Origin of the sequence: Clostridium tyrobutyricum, from assembly GCF_019144085.1 — a bacterium.
In the GTDB taxonomy this organism is placed as follows: Bacteria; Bacillota; Clostridia; order Clostridiales; family Clostridiaceae; genus Clostridium_B; species Clostridium_B tyrobutyricum_A.
This window is the reverse complement of sequence record NZ_JAHHUY010000038.1, coordinates 18,783-27,318: the sequence shown is the minus strand read 5'-3', so window position 1 is coordinate 27,318 and position 8,536 is coordinate 18,783. Positions and strand designations below refer to the sequence as shown.

Genomic DNA, 8,536 nt, shown 5'->3' with positions numbered 1-8,536 from the left:
AAGTAGCAGATACATTTTTATTCGTCCTCCATCAATTAATTTTTAACAACAATTGTTATTATACTATCATTTAAGGCAATTACCAATATAATCTTTAAAAATTTAACATGAATTAATTGCTTTTAAGAATGTATAAATTCTCCAGTATTTTGTGTGCATGGTAATTGAATACAATGTCTATTTCATTGGAAACTTTTGAAATGTTTTTTTGTTCCAGTGTGCATTTGAAGAGCTTCTCAAGCTTCTGTTTATTTTCATTATTTAAAGCATATATGTTTTCAAAAGAGTCTATTATTTTCATATGCATGTATATTTCCTTAAATACATCCAGCATTATTTTTATCTTCTCACCAGAATATCCTATCTTGTTGATTCTAAATTCAGATACATAAAGTTTTAGTGCCTCTTCAAGCTTTTTAATTTCTGTATCCATGCTTTTTAAATCCAGAAAATTATTGAAACAGAATCTATCTTCTACAATGATAAATACTCTATCGAGAGTAAGTATATATTCTCTGTGCAATTTGTTTCCATGCTTTGGTGGTGATATAAAATAGTTGATTATTACCGCAACTCCTATGCCCATAAATGTATCTATTATTCTATTCATACTGTAGATTACAGGACTTCTACCATTTAAATTTATCATAATTCCAAGAAAAACTATACAGGATATTACAACAGACTTTTTCCATCCAAGATAATCACATATGTATATTATAAGAATTACACCTATACCACAGAATATAATATTTCCAGGACTTATGAATGCAAATATCATTCCAAAAACGGCTCCCATTACAGTTCCAAGCATTCTATTTTTACCTGTTTTAAAGGAATCTGAAACAGAACTCTGCATAGCTATAATTGAAGCGATTACTGCATAAAATATGTATTCTCTATTAAAAACATATGAAAGAGACATACATATCATAACTGAAATGGCAGTTTTTATATTTCTCATTCCAATTGGCTTAATGTGCATATCTTCTCCCCCTTATAATATAGATGGCATACACTATAAATACCGCTCCAACAATCTGTACTATATTTATATTTTCTCCTAATAATAAAGTAGAAAAAGCAATGGATGCTGGTATTTCCAGATTTCCTATTATAGAGGTCTTGACTGCTCCTATATATTTTATAGATGAATATAAAAGCGTTAAAGGTATTATTTCAGAGAACACAGCAAGCATCAATATATAAAGCGTGCTGTGCATATTCAAATTTTCACCAGATAATAAATGGGGTGATCTATATATCAATAGTACTATTAGAGAAAACGCTGTAGAATAGGCATTTATACTCATAGAATCTACATCCTTCAATTTCTTTTCGCTGTACAAATTCATAAAAGCATAGAATACAGCACTTAACAATCCAAAAACGATTCCCTTTATGGAGTAATTAAAATTTTCATTAAATATATTAAGTCCCATAATACATCCTGCAAAGGAAATTAAAATGGCAATAAATTTTCTTAAAGTAATCTTTTCATTTTTAAGCAGCACAGAATATATAAAAACCATCATGGGATAAGTAAACAAAAGCATTGTTACCATGGCCACACTTAAATATTTAAAGGCCTCATAATAAAATAATGTCATAAATGTATTACCGCATATTCCAAGAACGGCCAGATGAAATATCTGTGTTCTATTTAACAAGAGTTTTTTTCTATCTCTTATAAAAATAAACAGGAACATTATAATAACAGCAATAATGTACTGAGCCACTAATATATTAATTGAATCCAAGCCAATATTATATGATAATTTAACGAATATTCCTGCCGATCCAAACATGATAGAGGCCAATATTGAATAGATATATCCACGTCTCAGATCAGACCACATCCTTACTTTAGTATATTTGCACACATTACTCTATTATAATTGTATCATACTTGATATTGTATTATAATATTTAAGAGTTAAAAATAACATTTGTGTTGTTTTTTGATAAAGGGTGGTGTGAAAAATTAATATAAAATCTTTTTTCAGCATTATAATCTCAAAAATTATAATAAGGATTTCAAAAGCTCTATTTAAAGGTGGAAGTAATTTTCCCGGAAGAATAGCTTTAAAACTTGATAGAAATGTTCTAAAAACGCTCTGTAAGAACTATAAAGTCATAGTTATAACGGGTACTAATGGAAAAACCACCACTACAAGCATGATATACAATATGCTAAAAGATGATGATAAAAATGTAATAACAAACAGTACAGGTGCAAATATGCTGCCTGGAATAGTATCCTGCTTTGTAGAAAATTTTTCATTCAAGCAGTGTAGCAAAACCAATTATGCAGTTATAGAATGTGATGAGGCTAATTTAACTTTACTGGCCAATTATGTGATTCCCGAAGTAATAAGCGTTACTAATTTGTTTAGAGACCAGCTGGATAGATATGGTGAAGTTTATACCACATTAAACAAGATTTTGGATGGTATAAAAAAAGTGCCTCTGGCCAATCTGGTATTAAATGGAGACGAACCTCTTCTTGGTGACCTGGAACTGCAAAACAGAACAATATACTATGGTTTTAATTGCGGTTTAAGAAAAAGCAAAACGGTAGATATAAATGCAGATTCTAAATTTTGTAAGAAGTGTAAACATCCTTACAAATACAATTTCATAACATACAGTCATCTAGGAGACTTTTACTGTGACAACTGTGGATATAAAAGGCCAAAGCTCGACTACAGTTTAGATGAGATAAAGAACAAATCCCAGGATGGTTCCCTAGTTGTAATAAATGGAGAGGAATACTACATAAATCAACCTGGAGCATATAATATTTATAATGCTTTATGTGCCTATTCAATAGCAAAGGTATGTAATGTATCTGATACTGTAATACATAATTCTCTTGAAAATCAAGAAAGTAGTTTTGGAAGACAGGAAGTAATTAATGTGGCTGGAAAGCAAGTCAAAATAATACTTGTAAAAAATCCTGCTGGCTATGATGAAGCAATCAACAGTATAAGCCTTGATGGAAGAGTTTTTAATCTTGCTGTACTTTTAAATGACAATTATGCAGATGGACGTGATGTATCATGGATATGGGATGTAAATTTTGAAAAACTATCTTCTTTAAACATAGATAAAATACTGATTTCAGGTATAAGGCTATACGACATGGCTGTAAGACTAAAAGTAGCTGGTCTTAAAGAAGATAATTTCGTCATGTGCAAAGGATATAAAAAATTAACTGACGAAATAACCAACTGTGCTGAAAACAGAGTATATGTACTAGCTACCTATACTTCTATGATAGGTTTCAGAAAATATCTTAATGCAAAAGGCTATATAAAAAAGTTATGGTAAAATAAGGGAGTGTTATGATGGAACTTAATATATGTCACTTATATCCTGACTTGTTGAATGTATATGGGGATGTTGGAAATATACGCATATTAAAGTACAGGGCAGAAAAAAGAGGTATAGATATAAATGTGGAAAATATATCTGTAGGCGATCCATTTCAATGGGGAAAATATGATATTACCTTTTTTGGAGGCGGTCAGGATTACGAACAATCCATAGTATCACAGGATTTAATAGAAAATAAAAAAGATGCCATAAAAGAGTATATTGAAAATAACCGTGTATTTTTATCCATATGTGGAGGATATCAACTTCTTGGGAAATATTACACTACTCCAAAAGGTGAAAAGCTGGCAGGATTGGACGTAATAGATATCTATACAGAAGGCGGTAAAAAGCGTTTTATAGGTAATACTGTAATTCACAATGATAAATTCAATGAAACTTATGTAGGTTTTGAAAATCATTCTGGACGAACCTATATAGGAAATTTGGAACCTCTTGGAAAAGTACTTAAAGGCTATGGAAACAACGGTGAAGATGGCTATGAAGGTTGTATATATAAAAATTGTTTTGGAAGTTATTTTCATGGTTCTCTCTTATCGAAAAATCCTGAATTGGCAGATAGATTTATAAAAACTGCCCTTTTTAACAAGTATGGAAAAGATATAGATTTAGAACCTCTAAATGACAGTTTGGAGACCAAGGCAAAAGAATTTATAATATACAGAGAAACAAAGGATAAATAGAAATAAGAAATGGTGAATTCAAATATTTGAATTCACCATTTCTTATTTGCGTAATTATATTAAAGTATTTATTTAAAAATATTTTTTGAGAAAGCTAATCAAATTTACATCCAAATCTTTTTTCAAATTCAGCCATCAATCCTTCTCTGAATTTTGGATGAGAGATTTTTATAAGTTCTCTAGCTCTTTGTTTCAATGTCTTACCTCTAAGTTGTGCAATACCATACTCAGTTATTACATAATGAACATCATTTCTTGAAGTTGTAACTGCTGCACCTTGATTTAAGAATGGAACTATTCTTGAAACTTTTCCATGAGCTGCAGTAGATGGTATTGCAATAATTGACTTTCCATCTTCAGCCATACTTGCTCCTCTTGTAAAGTCAATTTGTCCACCTACTCCGCTTATCTGCTTAATTCCTATACTTTCAGAACATATTTGTCCCATTAAATCAATTTCAACACATGAATTTATACAAACCATCTTACAGTTTTTCATTATAACCGTAGGATTATTTACATAATCTACTGGATGTGATTCTACTTCTGGATTATTATCTATAAAATCATATAATTTTTTTGTTCCCATTAGGAATGTTACAACTATTTTTCCTGGATGAAGAGTCTTTTTCTTGTTTGTAATTACTCCTGCTTTTACCAATTCTACTACACCGTCAGATATCATTTCTGAGTGTATTCCAAGGTCCTTTTTATCTTTCAAGAACAAGAGTACTGCATCAGGAATTGCACCTATGCCAAGTTGTAGAGTTGATCCATCTTCTATAAGTGATGCACAGTATTTACCTATTTTCTTTTCTATATCTCCAATTTTTGAAGGCTGCATTTCAACAACCGGACGTGAACTCTCCACTATATAATCTATGTCAGATACATGTATGAAGTTATTTCCAAACACTCTTGGCATATTCTCATTAACTTCTGCAATTACAAGTTTTGCACATTCTGCTCCTGCATGAATATAATCATTTGATACTCCAAAACTACAATATCCATGTTCATCAGGTTTACTCACTTCAATAAGTGCCACATCTACTGGAATATATCCTTTTTTAAACAATCTTGGTATTTCACTGAAAAATACAGGAATGAAATCAGCTCTTCCTTCTTGAATTGCTTCGCTTGTACCTTTTCCTGTAAAAAATGAATTATCATGAATATATTTTTCTACTCCAGGTTCTGCATAACTAGTTTTACCTTTTGGTATCATGTGATACAATTCAATATTTTTATACTTCTCTTTATTCTTTACCAAAGCATCAAGAAGTACTTGTGGCTCAGCACATGCATGTCCAAATACTATTTTATTTCCAGATTTTATGTGAGATACTGCCTCATCTGCACTAACGACTTTACTCTTATACAATTCTTCAAAACTCATAAAAACCACCCTTTCATAAATTATGTAAAATTTAATAATTAACTACCATTATGATTGTTAAAAAAACTACAATTATGAGTAAAAAAATAGATGTTGTATAGTATACAACCTGAACTTCCTTTTAATATTATATTATATAATGTCCATTTATTCAAAATTAATATGATTTTCTTTTAGTTAAAATAACATAATTACATCAATGTTATTATCAAAATAATAGCTATAGCTGAAAATAACTTAACAATGCTATGGTTTACAAAACAGCCATAAAAAAATAATGCCCTTTCTATAAAAGAAAGAACATTATTTTCAAAGATTTGGGCTCTCAATTTGGTAACTCCTACTTCCTTCGGTCCTAGGAGTACTCATCTGAGTAAGCGATCATATCAAAATCATAGATTTTGTATGCCTGCTTAACTGATTCGCACCAAATCAAAGATTTGGGCTCTCTACTTAATTTCAAAGGTTCCATCCTTAAAGTCTACTTCTACATTGGACCCCTCATGAATTTCTCCTTTTATTATCTTCCTGGCTATTGAAGTTTCAAGGGTATTTTCTATATATCTTTTAAGAGGTCTTGCTCCATATACAGGATCATATCCTTCTTTGGCCATAACTTTTTTAGCAGCATGAGTTATTTCTATGGATATATTTTTCTCATTGAGTCTGTTTTTAATATCCTGAAGGAATATATCTATTATTGATTCTATCTCATTTGTACTTAATGGCTTAAACATTATTATATCATCCAACCTATTTAGAAATTCAGGTTTGAATCTTGACTTCATTTCATTCATTACTCTGTCTTTTATATTCTTGTCTATTACATCATTTTCTTTATTCTCAAGTAAATAGCTGCTTCCTATATTTGATGTCATTATTATAATACAATTTTTAAAGTCCACTACTTTTCCCTGATTATCTGTAAGTCTTCCATCATCAAGTATTTGAAGAAAGATATTGAACACATCTTCATGTGCCTTTTCAATTTCATCGAAGAGAACTACGCTATATGGTTTTCTTCTAACTGCTTCTGTAAGCTGTCCTCCCTCTTCATATCCTACATATCCTGGAGGTGCTCCTATTAATCTGGATACTGAATACTTCTCCATATACTCCGACATATCTATTCTTATAATATTGTCTTCACTGTCAAATAATGTTCTTGCAAGAGTTTTTGCAAGTTCAGTCTTACCTACGCCAGTAGGTCCAAGGAATATAAATGATCCTATAGGTCTTTTTGGATCCTTCATGCCAGCCCTTGCTCTTATAACTGCATTTGAAACAGCAGTAACTGCTTCACTCTGTCCTATTACCCTTTTTGACAATTCTTCATCTAATTTTACAAGTTTTTCTCTTTCTCCTTCTACCAGTTTTGCAACAGGTATTCCAGTCCACTTTGATACTATTTCAGAAATCTCCTCTTCTGTAACCTCTTCTTTCAACATTGCATTTTCGTCATTTTTCTTTATGGTAGATTCTTTTTCTTCTATTTTCTTTTCAATTTCAGGAATAACTCCATATTTTAATTCCGCTACTTTATTAAGGTCATATTCCCTTTCGGCTTTTTCAATCTGACCTCTAGCCTCATCCAATTTTTCTTTAAGATTTCTTATCTCCGTTATACCGCCTTTTTCTTTTTCATATTTGGCAGTAAGTTGTTTGTCTTTGTCCTTTAAATTGCTGAGTTCTTTTTCTACATATTTTAATCTCTCTTTAGAAGATTCATCCTGTTCTTTTGAAAGTGCTTCTTTTTCTATTTCAAGCTGAAATACTTTTCTCTTTACTGTATCCATCTCTACCGGCATACTGTCAATTTCAGTTCTTATCTTTGCACAAGCTTCATCGATAAGGTCTATGGCCTTGTCTGGAAGATACCTGTCAGTTATATATCTATCTGAAAGCTTTGCAGCAGCTACAATTGCAGAATCATGTATTCTTATACCGTGATATATTTCAAATTTTTCTTTAAGTCCCCTCAGTATTGATATTGAATCTTCTACAGAAGGTTCATCTATAATTACAGGCTGAAATCTTCTTTCAAGTGCCTTGTCTTTTTCTATATATTTTCTGTATTCGTCAAATGTAGTAGCACCTATACAATGAAGTTCTCCTCTTGCAAGCATTGGCTTTATCAGGTTTCCTGCATCCATTGAGCCTTCTGTTTTTCCTGCTCCAACTATAGTGTGTATCTCATCTATGAAAAGTACTATCTTTCCTTCACTCTTTTCAACTTCTTTTAATACTGCCTTTAATCTTTCTTCAAATTCTCCTCTAAATTTAGCACCTGCAATAAGTGCACCCATGTCCAGAGAAAATATTATCTTGTCTTTTAATCCTTCTGGAATATCTCCCCTCACTATTCTTTCAGCCAATCCTTCTATTATTGCTGTTTTACCAACACCAGGATCTCCTATAAGTACTGGATTGTTCTTTGTTCTTCTTGAAAGAATTCTAACTACCCTTCTGATTTCTTCATCTCTGCCTATTACAGGATCCAATTTGTGCTTTTTGGCTTCTTCTACAAGATTTCTTCCATACTTTACAAGAGCCTCATAAGTTCCTTCAGGGTCCTGAGTGTCTACTGTCTGATTTCCTCTTACTTTTGAAAGTATCTCCAAAAAATCTTTTTTATTTATATTGAATTTATTCAATATACTGTCAACATCACTTGAATGTATATCCATGATTCCTAGCATTACATGTTCTACACTTATATATGAATCCTTGAATTCCTTAGCTATTTTTTCAGATTTAACAAGAATCTCTTCAAATCTTCTAGTAGCATATACAGAAGAATTTTGAGCTCCTTCCCCTAAAACTTTAGGCATCTTATCCAAAACATTTTCTGTTTCTCTTCTAAGTGAATCAATGTTTACTCCCATTTTTTCAAATATATTGGGGATCAACCCATCATCTTCGGAAATCAATGCAGAAAACAGGTGGATTGCATCAACTTGTTGATGGTTATGTTTAACAGCTGCAAGCTGTGCATTATTCAACGATTGTTGTACCTTTACTGTAAGTTTATCTATATCCATTTTCAAAACCTCCT

General features: G+C 31.3%; 6 protein-coding genes. 2 read left to right on the top strand and 4 right to left on the bottom strand.

The features are described from left to right. Positions 1 to 112: 112 nt before the first annotated feature. A complete protein-coding gene (locus tag KM800_RS13340; protein WP_017895177.1) occupies positions 113 to 985 on the bottom strand; it encodes an FUSC family protein in 873 nt (290 codons plus the stop codon). Continuing rightward, positions 975 to 1,859: a DMT family transporter gene (locus KM800_RS13335; protein WP_217813530.1), complete on the bottom strand. Its 885-nt coding sequence runs from the start codon at positions 1,857 to 1,859 to the stop codon at positions 975 to 977. The genes KM800_RS13340 and KM800_RS13335 overlap by 11 nt, the downstream gene beginning before the upstream one ends. Before the next feature lie 331 nt (positions 1,860 to 2,190). On the opposite strand from KM800_RS13335, the gene KM800_RS13330 reads away from it, so the two are divergent. Continuing rightward, complete coding sequence (locus tag KM800_RS13330) at positions 2,191 to 3,333, top strand: MurT ligase domain-containing protein (protein WP_419195472.1); 1,143 nt, start codon at positions 2,191 to 2,193, stop codon at positions 3,331 to 3,333. Positions 3,334 to 3,350: 17 nt separating this feature from the next. Then, positions 3,351 to 4,082 (top strand): type 1 glutamine amidotransferase, encoded by a 732-nt coding sequence (locus tag KM800_RS13325; protein WP_217813529.1) that lies wholly within the window; start codon positions 3,351 to 3,353, stop codon positions 4,080 to 4,082. 94 nt (positions 4,083 to 4,176) lie between these two features. Here KM800_RS13325 and KM800_RS13320 read toward each other — a convergent pair whose 3' ends face one another. Both KM800_RS13320 and clpB read right to left on the bottom strand, forming a co-directional pair. Continuing rightward, positions 4,177 to 5,481, bottom strand: a complete 1,305-nt coding sequence (locus KM800_RS13320) for an acetyl-CoA hydrolase/transferase family protein (RefSeq protein WP_217813528.1) — start codon at positions 5,479 to 5,481, stop codon at positions 4,177 to 4,179. Positions 5,482 to 5,930: 449 nt separating this feature from the next. Further along, a complete protein-coding gene (clpB, locus tag KM800_RS13315; protein WP_217813527.1) occupies positions 5,931 to 8,522 on the bottom strand; it encodes an ATP-dependent chaperone ClpB in 2,592 nt (863 codons plus the stop codon). Positions 8,523 to 8,536: the final 14 nt, after the last annotated feature.